Genomic DNA, 14,215 nt, shown 5'->3' with positions numbered 1-14,215 from the left:
GTGGCTGAGTTATTGAGGAGATGTCAATCGGTTGAGTATTCTTTGGAATACTATTTTAAAACTAAATGACTATATATAGAAAAACGCATAAAATCAGGTTATAACCTTGGTTTTATGCGTTTTTGTATATGTTTCATTTTAACGAATGTCTAACTACTCTGATTTTCTTATTTAGCAATCCGTTCTTGATAAGCTTCTCTAGCCTGGTCAAAGAGTTCTTGGACCTGCTCGATAGTCTCTGCTCGGGCAACTGCGCCACGGATCTTGGCAGCACCTGCTGAACCACGGAGGTAGTGAGGGGCAAGACCGCGGAATTCACGAACGGCAACGGACTCACCTTTGAGATTGGTCAATCGGGTCAGGTGGTCGAAGGCGACATTGAGTTTGTCATCGAAGGAGAGGTCGGGCAGGACTTCTCCTGTTTCAAGATAGTGGTTGATTTGGTTGAAGATGTAAGGATTGCCCATGGCAGTCCGTCCGACCATGACGGCATCAGCTCCGACTTCCTCGATTCGCTGACGGGCATCTTCTACATTACGGATGTCGCCGTTTGCGATGAAAGGAATCTTGGTCAGGCTGCCAGCCACCTTGGTGAGGGTTTCCAAGTCAACGGTTCCTGTGTACATCTGCTCGCGGGTCCGTCCGTGCATGGCTAGGGCAGACACACCGGCACTTTCTGCGGCCAGGGCATTTTCGACCGCTAGGTCGGTATTGTTCCAACCCGTCCGCATTTTAACAGTCAAGGGAATATCGAGGACTGAGGTCACTTCCTTGATGATGTGGTAAATCTTGTCGGGGTCCTTGAGCCACTTGGCACCAGCTTCGTTTTTAACAACCTTGTTGACAGGGCAGCCCATGTTAATATCTACGATATTGGCCTTGGTGTTGGTTTGGATGAAGTCGGCAGCTCGTTTCAGCCCTTCGGCGTCACCACCGAAAAGCTGGATAGACATAGGGTATTCGTTGTCGTCGATATGGAGCATATGGAGGGTCTTCTCGTTGTTGTAGAGAAGGCCTTTTTCAGAAATCATTTCCATGACGACCAGACCAGCGCCCATTTCTTTGGCAATGGTACGGAAGGCCGAGTTGGTCACGCCAGCCATTGGGGCCAGCACGCAGCGATTGGGGATTTCCACATCACCAATCATGAAAGGGGTGTTGAGATTAGCCATTGATGAGTTCCTCCAAATCGTTTTCGTCAAAGTGGTAATGGGTCTGGCAGAATTGACAGGTGATGTCCACGCCCTTGTCCTCGTCTTTCATCTCTTGCAGGTCTGTTTTTGGCAAGCTGGCTAGAGCATCGAGGAAGCGGTCCTTAGAGCAGTCGCAGACAAAGCCGATTTCCTCTTCTGACAGGCGTTTGAAGTCGTCGTCGCCATAAATGGCGGATAGCAGAGCTTCTATGTGGTTTTCAGAAGCCAGTAAGCTTGAAATGGCAGGCATTTCTTGGATGCGTTTCTCGAAAAGGGCAATTTCAGCCTCAGTCGCACCTGGTAAAACTTGCAGTAAGAATCCGCCAGCTACCTTGACCTTATCTTCCTCGTCTAATAACACGTTCAATCCCACCGCAGATGGTGTCTGCTGGCTGTCTGTTAGGAAGTAGGCAAAGTCTTCACCGATTTCACCAGAAATCAATGGCGTCATGGAGTTGTAAGGGTGGCCTGTTCCGTAGTCTGTGATGACTAGGAATTGCCCATTGCCCACGAGAGGTCCAACAATGACTTCACCAGTCGCTGTCCGTTTGTAGTCCAAGTCTGGATTTTGAATATAGCCCTTGACCTGACCTTTGGTATTGGCAACGGAGATGATAGCCCCAACAGCACCGCTGGCCAAGATTTTCAGGGTGATCTTGGTGTCGCCTTTTTCATTGGCAGCCAAGATCTGATTGGCAATGAGGGTGCGACCCAGAGCAACGGTGGACGACGCCATAGTGTCGTGTTTTTCTTGAGCCGTTTTTACAGTTTCTGTGCTATCTAGCACAAAGGCACGGAAATGCCCGCTTTTTGATAGTGTCTTAATAATTTTATCCATAAGGATTATTATAGCACAAGTCGGGAAAATGGGGAAAGGGGGAGGTTTTTTGAAAAAGAAAACCTCGGCTTATTCCGAGGTTAGTTGTCATGTGCGATGGGACGAATGGTGACTTGATCTAGTAAACGTTGCACGATTTCTTTTGGTGCTACACCCACTCCGTTTTCCATGGCATTGGCTGTTCCGCTAGCGATAGCATAACGAATAATGCTTTCATCGTCTAGCTTGTTAGCAAATGCGTATATCGCTCCAGCGACAGAAGCATCACCAGATCCCGTTGGATTTACCAAGTCAATCGTAGGAGCAGTCACATCGTAGAGTTGGCCGTTGAATTGAGCAATTGCACCTTGACCACCGCAGGATACCAGCGTGTAAGGAATAGGTGACGGGTTGGTCTGTAGGTGGGTAAGAACTTCTTCTTTTGAAGACAATTCCTGACCAACCAACTCGGAAAATTCATGAATATTCGGCTTGATGAAGTCAGGCTTGTAGGGGGCTTTGTGGACAATGTTGTACAAGGCCTGACGTGAAAAATCAGTCACAATGGTAATAGGAAAGTCCAAGTCCTCTCGGAGTAACTGGATGAGTTCATCGTAAAAATAAGGGTCATCAGAATGAACAGAGCCGTTAAGGGAGATAATGGAAGGTTTTTCTTGTTTGGCAATGTCTAAGATTTGGTTGAAAATGGTCGTTTTCAATTCTGAGCTAACTTTTGGACCAGCCTCTACAATTTCTGTATGGGTCCCTTGGTTGTGCATGATTGTAATGGAGTGTCTGGTTTCATCCTCTACAGGAATATATAGAGAGAGGAATGTTTCCTCTTCCAAATGTTGCTTGAAAAAGTCACCTGTTTTTCCACCTACCAGAGCCAGTGAAGTTGCGTTGATTCCCAAATGCGAAAGGGCACGGGAACAATTGATTCCTTTACCTGCAGCCATAATGGTAGAAGGGCTGAAACGATTGTGTTTGCCAAGTGTAAATTGCGGTTCAAAATAAAGCAGGTCAACAGAGGGATTTAAGGTAACGATGAGAACCATAGGGGAAATCCTTTCTAGTTAAACTAAGAAATAATCGGTGTATATGCTTCGTAGTGCTCCTTGGTAGCAGAGCTGACACCTTTATCGGTAATAATGGCAGTTAATTGATCCAACTTACCAAAAATGTAGGAATCACTCTTTCCAAATTTGGTGTGGTCGATGACCAAGTAGGTTTCTTTTGTTTGTTTCATGACTTCAGTTTGCAAGCGTCCAGCTGAGGGAGAAAAAGTAGTCATATTGTTTTCAGAAACACCATTGGTTGCCAAAAAAGCATAATCGATTGAAAAGTTTTGAATGAGTTTTTCTGCGTGTAGGCCATGGAATTCAGCTGTTTTAGGGTAGAATTCTCCTCCTGTCAAATGGACATTTTTAAAGTGATGATCAATGAGCCAGTTAAACGTAATCAGGCTATTGGTGATAATGTGTTTGTGGTCGTTTCGCAAGTGTTTGGCCAAGGAAAGAATGGTCGTTCCTGCCCCCAGATAAATGACGCTATCAGGACGAATCATCGCATTAGCAGTTACCGCGATTTCTTCTTTTTCCTTAGTGTTCAGTGTTAATTTTTCATAGGTCGGTTTGACACGGGCCACTTTACGTACACCACCGTGCTCTTTGATGATTTTTTGTTGTTTTTCTAATTCATTGATATCTCGCCGAATGGTCATGATAGAAACACCAAGTTCTTGGGCGAGGTCTGAATAAGAAATGATTTCGGATCGGTCGGTGATGTCTAAGATTTCCTTTTGCCGATTAGCTTTCATACTATTGTTTCCTTTCTATATAGGATAGTTCCCCTTATTCTTTCTATCATATCACAAGTCAAAGGGAGATAAAAACCATTTTATGTAACAAATGATTAACAAAAAGACACAAAATTTTTACTGAAAGCGTTGACAACGATAAATAAATGGTTTATAATCATATTATAACAAAAGATTAACAAAAAGTTAACAAAAAGAGGTAAAAAATGTATAAAGATATGTTACAAGCTGATTTAATTCGATTGGATTGTAATGTTTCCGAGCATACTGACCTGTTTCAATTAATTGGAAAGGAGTTAAAAGAAAAAGGATTCGTCACAGATCAGTACCTTGAGGCTTTGTTAGAAAGGGAGCGAGAATTCCCTACAGGCCTCAAGACACGTCATGTTAACATTGCAATACCGCATACAGACCCTCATGTTATCGAACGACCATTTATCTATGTTGTCAAAAACAGCCAACCGATAAATATGTTGCAAATGGGAGATAATTCTGAGATGACCTGTCAGTATTTCTTGTTCCTAGGTATTAAGGATCCAAAAGGACAGGTTGGGCTGTTGGCGGCACTCATGGATATATTTTCGCAGGAAGCATTTGCTCACCAATTTATTCAAGCGGAAACGCCTTCGGATATGTATCGATTACTAAATCATTATTTATAAAGGAGACAGTCTTATGGCAAGAAAACTAATTGTAGCGTGCGGTAGTGGTGTTGCAACCAGTACAACCATTGCAGAGAAAATAAAAACTCGTTTTGAAGATGACAACATTAGTTATCCAGTAGAAGCAGTTGATTATAAGTCAATTTTAAATGAATTGCCACAGGCAAGCATCTATGTTTATATCGCCAAGCCAGAAACAGAGGTTTTGGAAGAAGCAGAACGCCTAGGAGTATCTGTTTTTCCAGGTGTGCCATTCTTGACAGGCATGGGTGTCGATAGCGTTTACGAAGAAATCGTAGAGGCAACTAAAAAATAAGGAATCAATCAAATACATTATAAAGGAGAATGACAATGGGAGTCTTTCAAGATATCATTCAATGGATATTGAATTTAGGATCCGCAATCTTTGTTCCGCTCATTATTCTTGTACTGGGCTTGTTGGTAGGGATGAAATTTAAAAAAGCTTTCATCTCCGCCATTACATTGGGGGTAGCCTTCACAGGTATGGGGATGATTATTGGTTTCATGTCCAATGCCGTATCACCAGCTTCTGAAGCCTTAGCTTTGAATACAGGCATCTCCCTTCCAGCACTTGACTTGGGTTGGACTGGTGCAGCTAGTATTGTATGGTCTTGGACCTTTGCTTTCACCTTCTTTGCTGTTCAAATTGCTATCAACGTGTTGATGCTTAGTTTGAATTGGACAAAGACCTTGAACGTGGATATGTGGAACGTTTGGGGGAAAGCCTTGACTGGTTACTTGGTATATTATGTGAGTGGTCATTTATGGGCTGGCTTCTTGGTGGCAGCTATTCAGGTTATTTTAGAATTGAAAATGGGTGATATGTTCCAAAAACACATTGAAGATCTGACAGGTATTCCAATGGTAACGGTTACCCACTGTATGAACCTATCTGCTGTCTTCATGTTGCCAGTGAACAAATTGATGGATAAAGTACCATTCTTGAATAAAAAAGCTGATACAGATGCTCTTCGTAAGAAAATCGGTATCTTCTCTGAAAATTCAGTAATGGGCTTCATCATTGGTGTCTGCTTAGGTTTTGCAGGAGCCTATACAGTTTCTAAATCACTAAACTTGGGTATTCAAGTTGCTACTGCCATGGCCCTCTTCCCAATGGTAAGCAAGCTCTTTATGCAGTCCCTTTCTCCATTAGCTGATGCTATGTCAGAGTTTATGAAAAAACGCTTCAATGACCGTGAAGTTTATATTGGTATGGACTGGCCATTGTTGGCAGGGCGTTCAGAAGTATGGGTAACTCTTATCCTCATGGTGCCAATCTTTATCGGTTACTCTCTCATCTTGCCAGGAAATACCGTATTGCCAATCGCAGGGGTATTGAACTACTCTATTGCAGTAGGAGGCCTTTTGCTTACAGGTGGTAACTTGGCACGTATGATGATCCTCGGTGTCATCTACCTTCCGCTCTACCTTTACAGTGCAACTTATTTTGCTCCTATTTTGACAGGCTTGGCAAATTCAACTGGTGCAGTTGAGGTAGAAAAAGGTCAGTTGATTACTTGGTCCACTATTGAAGCACCAGAACTCCGTATCTTGTTTGCGGAAGCGTTCAATGGCAATATACTCGGTATTGGAGGGGCGGTTCTCTTCCTAGCACTCTTTGTTTGGTTGTATAAGACAATGACAGCACAAGAAGTACCGTCAAAACGTTATGAAAACTAAAAAAGCATATTGGCTAACTTTATTATTGGTGGCAGTTGTCCTTTTTCTGCTAGGTTTAAATACAGGAGTGTATGTGTTTAACTTGTTAGCGATTGGGATTAGCTTTCTAGTCTATCGAAATGGCTATGATGTTTTATTCAAAGAGTACGACGATAGCCAAAAAGAAAAACGAGAAACAGCAGAAAAGATTTATGCTGCCTTGAGGGAAGGAAAAAAGAAAGGCGAGTAAGCATATGACGAGTGGAAAAATTCTATTTTCAGAAGAGAGGAAAGCACTAGCTGATGCCGTTCATCTGACCTATTATCGTAAGAACACCAATACGGCTGGGGGGAATTTTTCCTTCAAAACACAAGATAAGACAGGGAAAGAATACATCATCATGACACCGTCTATGATGTCAGAAGCTTATCATGGAAAAATCAGTCCTGCGCAAGTCTTGGTTGTAGATTATGACACCGAGGAAGTGGTGGCTGGTGAAGGGAAAGTGACGCGTGAAATCAATATGCACTTTGCATGTTACCGGACAAATCCTGAAATCAAATGTGTTTTCCATGCCCACGCTCCCAATGCTATGTTTTGGGCAACCAGTCATTTAGATATGCCCAACCTGACAGAATCAACTCAAAAGGTCGAGTATATTAAGGTGTTGGACTTTGCCCCAAATACAACTCCGGAATTGGCAGAAATTGTCCGACAAGAGTTGCTCTCATCAGACGGAAAATTGCCAAAAGAGTATCTTTTGGATAGTCACGGGGTCTTGATTTTGACTCCGGGAGCAGATGGTGAAGAGGCTTTGAACAAGGCTCTCCAAATTCTTGATACGGTTGAATGGAACGCAGAAATTGCTTACAAGCAAACCGTTTTCCAAAAACTTGGTATCTTGGATGGCTATTATTCAAAAGGTCATCGAATCGGAGATATAGACGATTTGATTCATAGAAGACCTATCTGGAATCAAGAAAAACAAGACGAAGGTTTTGAATAAAAGATAGGGGAATCCCTATCTTTTATTTGTGAAAAGGAAAGGAGTAAGGACATGAAAGAATTTAAAGATTCGCAATCTATGCAGGAGCTGTGTCAGCTGACTTATGATATGTGGTTGCATGGTTGGGATGAATATAACGGGGGAAATGTCAGTTACATTTTACCAGAAGAGGACAGGGAGTATCTGAAGACCTATGCTGTAAAAAGAGAAGTCGAACTGTCCGACATTCCTCCAGAAATGATTGGTCAGTATGTTTTGATTACTGCATCAGGTAGTCATTTTAGGACTTTGAGAGATCATGTGGAACGCGATACAGGTGTCATTCGGGTGACAGAAGCAGGCTATCAAGTGTTGTGGGGATTTGAAGAAGAAAAACGTCCGACCAGCGAGCTATATATGCACTTGTTGGCCCATGCAAAACGGTTATCCGTTGATCCAGCTCATCGCGTGGTTGTCCACAATCATGCTCCCAATGCCACAGCCTACTCACTGGTATCTCCGCCGGATGATAAGGAATATACTTTGCCTTTGTGGAGAGTGTTGACGGAGAGCATTGTTGTATTCCCAGACGGCGTTGGCATTTTACCGTGGGAATTGCCGGGAACGCTGGCAATTGCTCAGCATAGTGTAGAAAAGCTGGAACATTGCCGCATTGTTGTCTGGGCCTATCACGGTATTTTAGCGACTGGAAAAGATTTTCAAGATTGCTTTGGTTTGATCGAAACAGTTGACAAGGCTGCAAAAATCCATCTGCAAACCATGTCCATCAAACAATACCCTGGTTTGAGCGATAAAGACTTGTACGAGGTCTGTCAGGTACTCAAGGTAGAACCACGGGAAGGATTTTTACAGATATAAAAAATAAGCTCAGAGAATATCTGGGCTTATTTGTCAAGTTCAGGAAACAACTTCCGCAAGATTTTCGGTGTAATGCTCTGCCCAGGTCCTGCGTAGGTGTAGGTGTGCAGGTACATGGCAGGGTTGAAGTTGAGTTCGATGCAGGTGCAGTTAGGCTTGTCTTTGCTGGCTGGCTTGGTGCGGTCGGGGATAATCAAGTCTACACCGCAGGCCCAGGCTCCCATAGCAGTCGCCATTTCAGCGGCCAGTTGCTTATAGGACTCGTTCATCTGGTCGGTCATATCAATGGAATCGCCACCCGTTGAAATATTGGAATTGCCACGTAGAAAGGCTTGGATGCCCTCTGGCAAAACTGTATCAGGCGTGTAGCCCTGCTGCTCCAACATGAGTAGCTCGATGTCGCCTAGGTTGATGATTTCAAGTGGTGAACGGTGGTCATGGCCACGCAGGGGATCTTGGTTTTTTTGGTCCACTAATTCACGAATCGTTGATCGTCCGTCCCCCACGACATTGGCTGCGACACGGAGCAGGACAGCCTCGCACTTGCCGTCCAGGACGAAGAAGCGGTACTCGGTTCCCGCCACGAACTCCTCTACGAGCACATGGCTGTCTTCCGAAAAGGCGATGTCCAGGGCTTTTTCGTAGTCCGCAAGGCTAGCAGGCTCTTGGAAGATAGAGATGCCGAGGCCGAAGTTAGTAGACTTTGGTTTGACAACAATAGCAGAGCTGGCTACCTGTCCGTAATACCGCAGGGCATCTTCCTTGTTAGCAAATTCCGCTCCCGCAGGCACTGGAAAACCAGCCTGGTCCAAAATCTTTTTGGTTACGACCTTGTTGGCCATGGCGAGAGGAATGACGTAGTTGTCCTTGGAGGTCATGTTGCCATTTTTGATGTACTCGACATGGTCGCCATGCCAGAGTTTGAGAAACTGGTCTTCCTCGTCTAAAATCTCCACATTCAAGCCCAGCTGAATGGCGTCAAAGAGAATCATCTGGGTGGAGAGCTCCATATTTTCATAACCTTTAAGGGCGTAAGGGGCTGTCCAAGCATAGTCATGGAAGAGTCTGCCTTGCTGCTGGCCAAAGTGTTCCAGAGACCCGTCTTCAACCAGCTCTGCTATTTTTCCAGAGAGGGTCAAGCGAGGGTCTTGAAGAGTAGCCTCCACTTGAGCGATGAGCTGGCTGTAGTAGTCGTCCAGTCCAAAGTGGGCGACAATCGCTGTCATGGCGGTCAGGATAGGGCTGGCGTCTGCCTCTGCTGGTAGGGGAGTGTGAGGGTGGCTGAGGGCGATGCGGTTGTTGAGGTCTGCCGCCTGAGCCAACTCTTCGTCGACCTGCTCCATATCATCAAGCCAGAGCAGTGCCAAGGCAAAGAGGTGGGTGGTGTCCAGCGTTTCTTGGCTGATAGCTAGCGGCTCAAAGGGGTTGAGATCGAAGTTGCGGAATTCCAGATAGGTGATGCCCTTGGTTAAGAAGTCCCGACTGGTCTTGGCACCACGGAGGCGGACAGCGGAGTAAAATTCCTTTTCAGCAGATAGCTGACCGCTAGCCACGGCTTGTTCGATGTCGGTTACATATTGCTCCAAAGAAGAGAAGGAGATGTGGACATCAGGTGCGTTGACATAGCCGTAGTTGGAATTGCGAATGGACCGAACACAGCCGATTTCATCTGCCAAAAATCCCTTCTCAGCCAGACTGCTAGCTCCGTAGAGGTAGGTCAAGAGCCAACGGTAGCGTAAGAAATTCTGAGCCAGCTTGAGATAGAGGGCGTTTTTGAAGGAGATAAGGTCATCGTAGCCACTGACTACAAAGAGTTGCTGGGTCAGGTCTTTACCTAGCTCAAAATTATAGTGAATGCCTGACATAGATTGAAGCAGTTTGCCGTAGCGTTTCGCCAAGCCGACACGGTACTGGTACTCGTAGTCGCTCTCCAGCTGGGCAATCTGAATCTCATCCTCTGAAATCACAGGTGGCATAGACAGGGGCCAGAGATACTCTGTTTTTTCCATAGAGCGAACAGCTACATCCGTAATGGCTCCTAGGAAACGGCGGGCCTCCTTGGTCGAATGAGCCACAGGCGTAATCAGCTCCAGCTGTGGTTCGCTGTAGTCTGTCTGGATATAGGGATGAAAATTGCGTGAGCCCAATTTTTCTGGGTGGGGCGTCTGAGCTACGCGGTTGTTGTTATTCATTCGTAAGGATTCCCGTTCCACACCAAAGGTGGCTTGGAGAATGGGACTGTTTGGGGATAATTTCTGTAACATAAGCAATCCTTTTTTGTTTCTCTTAAAATCTACTTCCAATTTTATCTAGTTTGGGGTACAAATACAAATTTCTGCTACGTTTTCAAGGAAAAAAATGAAGTTGGTTACTGTCCAGAAACTGCAGACTTCGGGAATTTCAACAAAAAACAACTTTAAAAATGTTTAAGAAGGTGCTTTGTTCGTATTTTTCTTTTTATCTATTTAAATAAAAGGATAACATCCGTTATAAACGAAAATGTAAGAAATTCTTGAAAAAATGTTCGTTTTTTGATAAAATAATATGTAGAAACGAAACTTGCAGGTGAGATTCCTGCCAGAAGTAGAAGAAAGGCTGGGCTGGTTAGCCAGTTCAGAGAAAGAGTGAATATGACATCAGTAGTTGTTGTAGGAACCCAGTGGGGCGACGAAGGTAAGGGTAAAATTACAGACTTCTTGTCTGCTAATGCTGAAGTAATCGCACGTTATCAAGGTGGAGATAATGCTGGACATACTATCGTTATTGACGGCACCAAGTATAAGTTGCACTTGATTCCGTCAGGAATCTTCTTCCCCGAGAAGATTTCGGTTATCGGAAACGGTGTGGTTGTCAATCCAAAATCTTTGGTTAAAGAAATCAACTATCTCCATGATTCAGGTGTGACGACAGATAATTTGCGGATTTCAGACCGCGCACACGTCATCTTGCCTTATCACATCAAATTGGACCAGTTGCAAGAAGAATCTAAAGGTGAGAACAAGATTGGTACAACCAACAAGGGTATCGGTCCAGCTTACATGGACAAGGCAGCTCGTGTCGGTATCCGTATTGCAGACCTCTTGGACAAGGAGATTTTTGCGGAGCGTTTGAAGACAAACTTGGCTGAGAAAAACCGTTTGTTTGAGAAAATGTATGAGTCAACTCCGATTGAGTTTGATGAAATCTTTGAAGAATACTACGCTTACGGTCAAGAAATTAAAAAGTATGTGACAGATACCTCTGTTATCTTGAACGATGCTTTGGACCAAGGCAAACGTGTCTTGTTTGAAGGGGCGCAAGGGGTTATGTTGGATATTGACCAAGGGACCTATCCATTCGTTACTTCTTCAAACCCAGTTGCTGGTGGTGTGACGATCGGTAGCGGTGTCGGCCCAAGCAAGATTGACAAGGTTGTTGGTGTATGTAAGGCCTACACTAGCCGTGTTGGTGACGGACCATTCCCAACGGAATTGCACGATGAAATCGGGGACCGTATCCGCGAAATCGGTAAAGAGTACGGTACGACAACTGGCCGTCCACGTCGTGTTGGTTGGTTTGACTCAGTGGTCATGCGACATAGCCGCCGTGTGTCAGGTATTACCAACTTGTCCCTCAACTCAATCGACGTTTTGTCAGGACTTGAGACTTTGAAAATCTGCGTGGCTTATGACTTGGATGGTGAGCGTATTGACCATTATCCTGCAAGTTTGGAGCAACTCAAACGATGCAAACCAATCTATGAAGAAATGCCAGGTTGGTCTGAAGACATCACAGGTGTGCGTAGTTTGGATGAATTGCCAGAAGCGGCTCGCAACTATGTTCGTCGTATCAGCGAATTGGTAGGCGTTCGTATCTCAACCTTCTCAGTAGGACCTGGTCGTGAACAGACCAACATCCTTGAGAGTGTCTGGAGTGCTAAATAAATCCATGAAGACTGAACGAGAGTTCGGTCTTTTTCTGTTTGGTCGAACTTTGCTTTCTTGTCAAGAATTTGATATAATCATGCTTATCAAACTAAAAAGAGGTACACAAATGGAAGGATTATTATTTCCTGTTCTGATGCTTGGCATGATTGGATTCATGTTTTACAGCCAACGTAAGCAACAAAAACAACGCCAAGATGCACTTAGCCAAATCAAAAAAGGTGATGAAATCGTCACAATTGGTGGTCTATTTGGTATTGTCGATGAAATCGATGATAAAAAGGTTGTCTTGGATGTAGATGGGGTCTATTTGACTTTTGAACGTGGAGCTATTCGTAACCGTGTAGCCAGTGCACCAGCAGCTTCAGCTATTGTAGAAGAAGCAGGTCAAGAAGAAGCGGAAACAGCTATTGAAGAATAGATGATTGAAAGCCGAGGGGAGCCTCGGTTTTTTGCTTGACTGGGCTAGCTGATTTTTGCTTAAATCCTTGAAAATATGGTATAATAGGCTGATTATATACAGTATTTTTCGAGCTTTCGAGAAAGTAATAAATGATACTAATTGTATTTTAAGGAAAAAACGATGTTTAAATTTAATTTTAAAAAGAAAGAAAGCATTGAGACCGCTATTGAAGTTCCCAAGCATATTGCTGTTATCATGGATGGCAATGGTCGTTGGGCTAAGAAACGGATGCAGCCTCGTATTATGGGACACAAGGCTGGAATGGATGCTTTGCAAAAAGTGACCAAGACAGCTTCTGATTTAGGGGTCAAAGTACTGACAGTCTATGCCTTTTCTACGGAGAATTGGTCCAGACCCGAGAAGGAAGTGGCCTTTATCATGAACTTGCCTGTGGAATTTTATGATAAATATGTTCCTGAACTCCATGCCAATAATGTTAAAATCCAGATGATTGGTGACCATTCCAAGCTACCTGAACCTACGCTCAATGCGCTCTATAAGGCAGAGCAAAAAACCAAGAATAATACGGGTTTGATTTTAAATTTCGCCTTGAACTATGGTGGGCGTGATGAGGTGACTAGAGCGGTTAAGGCCATTGCACAAGATGTCTTGGATGCTAAGTTTAATCCAGGTGATATTGATGAGAAGCTGATTGCGGATTATCTTTATACTGGAAGTCTATCGCCTGCTCTTCGTGATCCTGATCTGGTTATTCGGACCAGTGGGGAATTGCGCTTGAGTAATTTCTTGCCTTGGCAGACAGCTTATAGTGAACTGTATTTTACAGATCTTGCTTGGCCAGATTTTGATGGTGAGGCACTGAAATTAGCGATTAAAGAATACAACCGTCGCCACAGACGTTTTGGTGGCGTGTAAGGAGAGGTTATGACAAACGATTTGCAGAAACGAGTGGTATTTGGAGGGATTGCTTTTGCGGTCTTCCTTCCCTTTTTATTGCTAGGAGGAACTGCCTTTCATTTCTTTGTAGGCCTATTGGCGATGATTGCTACGGCTGAATTAATAAAAATGCATGGTTTGGCTCCCAATTCCATTGAGGGAATCTTAACCATGTTTGCTAGTGTCGTATTGACCTTGCCACTAGAAAACTACCTGACCTTTTTACCAACAGATGGAAATTATACAGCCTTTGCCATCATTGTCTTTTTACTACTGGGATCAACGGTGTTCAACTTTGGTCAATATAATTATTCAGATGTCGTCTTCCCCATTGCTTCCAGTTTTTATATCGGTATTGGTTTCCATAATCTTATTTTGGCCAGGATGGATGGTTTGAATAAGGTTTTCTTTGCCCTATTTATTGTTTGGGCAACAGATATCGGTGCTTACTTGATTGGACGACAAATGGGGCGGAGAAAATTACTTCCACGGGTTTCGCCAAATAAAACAGTTGAAGGATTCTTAGGAGGAATTGCTTCTGCAGTTGTGGTTGGAATGATTTTCTTGCTCGTTGATAAATCACTATCTGCTGGTTATTCTTTCTTCGTAATGCTTATCCTAATTGCCTTGTTCTCAGTCTTTTCACAATTTGGTGATTTGGTAGAATCGGCGATTAAGCGCCATTACGGTGTCAAGGATTCTGGAAAAGTTATTCCAGGTCATGGTGGTATTTTTGACCGATTTGATGGTATGATCTTTGTATTTCCAATTATGCACTTCTTTGGATTATTTTAAGTCTAGTGGTAAAAAGTCAATAGGAAGTTGAGAAAAATCTAGTTGTTTTTTTAGAAAACAGGGTACACTAAAAACACCTAGTGAAAATCGCTTTTTTTCAC

At 43.8% G+C, this 14,215-nt stretch carries 15 protein-coding genes; 10 read left to right on the top strand and 5 right to left on the bottom strand.

The genetic code is table 11. From position 1 onward, the window contains the following. Window positions 1–167: 167 nt before the first annotated feature. The 4 genes from dusB to P7J36_RS10660 form a co-directional block, all read right to left on the bottom strand. Window positions 168–1,172: a tRNA dihydrouridine synthase DusB gene (gene dusB, locus P7J36_RS10675; protein ID WP_125184436.1), complete on the bottom strand. Its 1,005-nt coding sequence runs from the start codon at window positions 1,170–1,172 to the stop codon at window positions 168–170. After that, entirely contained in the window at window positions 1,165–2,031 is an 867-nt protein-coding gene (gene hslO, locus P7J36_RS10670) for an Hsp33 family molecular chaperone HslO (protein ID WP_408552092.1), read from the bottom strand. Before hslO ends, dusB begins: the two co-directional genes overlap by 8 nt. Window positions 2,032–2,111: 80 nt before the next feature. Continuing rightward, a complete protein-coding gene (locus P7J36_RS10665) occupies window positions 2,112–3,068 on the bottom strand; it encodes a 1-phosphofructokinase family hexose kinase (protein ID WP_408552091.1) in 957 nt (318 codons plus the stop codon). A 23-nt stretch (window positions 3,069–3,091) separates the two neighbouring features. After that, window positions 3,092–3,829 carry a DeoR/GlpR family DNA-binding transcription regulator gene (locus P7J36_RS10660; protein WP_408552090.1) on the bottom strand — a complete coding sequence of 246 codons (738 nt, stop codon included), beginning with the start codon at window positions 3,827–3,829 and terminating at the stop codon, window positions 3,092–3,094. Window positions 3,830–4,035: 206 nt separating this feature from the next. On the opposite strand from P7J36_RS10660, the gene P7J36_RS10655 reads away from it, so the two are divergent. Genes P7J36_RS10655 through rhaD form a run of 6 tightly spaced genes read left to right on the top strand, consistent with a single transcriptional unit; the run spans window position 4,036 to window position 8,036 of the window. After that, window positions 4,036–4,491: a PTS sugar transporter subunit IIA gene (locus tag P7J36_RS10655; protein WP_408552089.1), complete on the top strand. Its 456-nt coding sequence runs from the start codon at window positions 4,036–4,038 to the stop codon at window positions 4,489–4,491. Between the two features lie 13 nt (window positions 4,492–4,504). Next, window positions 4,505–4,807 (top strand): PTS sugar transporter subunit IIB, encoded by a 303-nt coding sequence (locus P7J36_RS10650; protein ID WP_024377731.1) that lies wholly within the window; start codon window positions 4,505–4,507, stop codon window positions 4,805–4,807. A 35-nt stretch (window positions 4,808–4,842) separates the two neighbouring features. Beyond that, a complete protein-coding gene (locus P7J36_RS10645) occupies window positions 4,843–6,192 on the top strand; it encodes a PTS galactitol transporter subunit IIC (RefSeq protein ID WP_408552087.1) in 1,350 nt (449 codons plus the stop codon). Then, entirely contained in the window at window positions 6,182–6,421 is a 240-nt protein-coding gene (locus tag P7J36_RS10640) for a hypothetical protein (RefSeq protein ID WP_024377718.1), read from the top strand. The genes P7J36_RS10645 and P7J36_RS10640 overlap by 11 nt, the downstream gene beginning before the upstream one ends. Before the next feature lie 4 nt (window positions 6,422–6,425). Next, the gene (locus tag P7J36_RS10635) at window positions 6,426–7,178 is read left to right on the top strand and encodes a class II aldolase/adducin family protein (RefSeq protein ID WP_105156700.1); all 753 of its coding nucleotides are present in this window, start codon (window positions 6,426–6,428) and stop codon (window positions 7,176–7,178) included. Between the two features lie 51 nt (window positions 7,179–7,229). Continuing rightward, window positions 7,230–8,036: a rhamnulose-1-phosphate aldolase gene (gene rhaD / locus P7J36_RS10630; RefSeq protein ID WP_394731562.1), complete on the top strand. Its 807-nt coding sequence runs from the start codon at window positions 7,230–7,232 to the stop codon at window positions 8,034–8,036. A gap of 26 nt (window positions 8,037–8,062) precedes the next feature. Here rhaD and gshAB read toward each other — a convergent pair whose 3' ends face one another. Then, window positions 8,063–10,300 carry a bifunctional glutamate--cysteine ligase GshA/glutathione synthetase GshB gene (gene gshAB, locus P7J36_RS10625; protein ID WP_408552085.1) on the bottom strand — a complete coding sequence of 746 codons (2,238 nt, stop codon included), beginning with the start codon at window positions 10,298–10,300 and terminating at the stop codon, window positions 8,063–8,065. Window positions 10,301–10,666: 366 nt separating this feature from the next. Between gshAB and P7J36_RS10620 the strand changes: the two genes are divergently transcribed. The 4 genes from P7J36_RS10620 to P7J36_RS10605 all read left to right on the top strand — a co-directional run bounded on the left by P7J36_RS10620 (window position 10,667) and on the right by P7J36_RS10605 (window position 14,114). Further along, window positions 10,667–11,959, top strand: coding sequence for an adenylosuccinate synthase (locus tag P7J36_RS10620; RefSeq protein WP_002940128.1), 1,293 nt, complete (start codon window positions 10,667–10,669; stop codon window positions 11,957–11,959). Between the two features lie 109 nt (window positions 11,960–12,068). Next, window positions 12,069–12,380: a preprotein translocase subunit YajC gene (yajC, locus tag P7J36_RS10615; protein WP_408552084.1), complete on the top strand. Its 312-nt coding sequence runs from the start codon at window positions 12,069–12,071 to the stop codon at window positions 12,378–12,380. A gap of 162 nt (window positions 12,381–12,542) precedes the next feature. After that, window positions 12,543–13,298, top strand: coding sequence for an isoprenyl transferase (locus P7J36_RS10610; RefSeq protein WP_408552083.1), 756 nt, complete (start codon window positions 12,543–12,545; stop codon window positions 13,296–13,298). A 21-nt stretch (window positions 13,299–13,319) separates the two neighbouring features. Further along, complete coding sequence (locus P7J36_RS10605) at window positions 13,320–14,114, top strand: phosphatidate cytidylyltransferase (RefSeq protein ID WP_408552093.1); 795 nt, start codon at window positions 13,320–13,322, stop codon at window positions 14,112–14,114. Window positions 14,115–14,215 lie beyond the last annotated feature (101 nt).

Source organism: Streptococcus suis, assembly GCF_046032115.1.
Lineage (GTDB): Bacteria > Bacillota > Bacilli > Lactobacillales > Streptococcaceae > Streptococcus > Streptococcus suis_AJ.
This window is presented reverse-complemented; position numbering and strand designations above follow the sequence as displayed.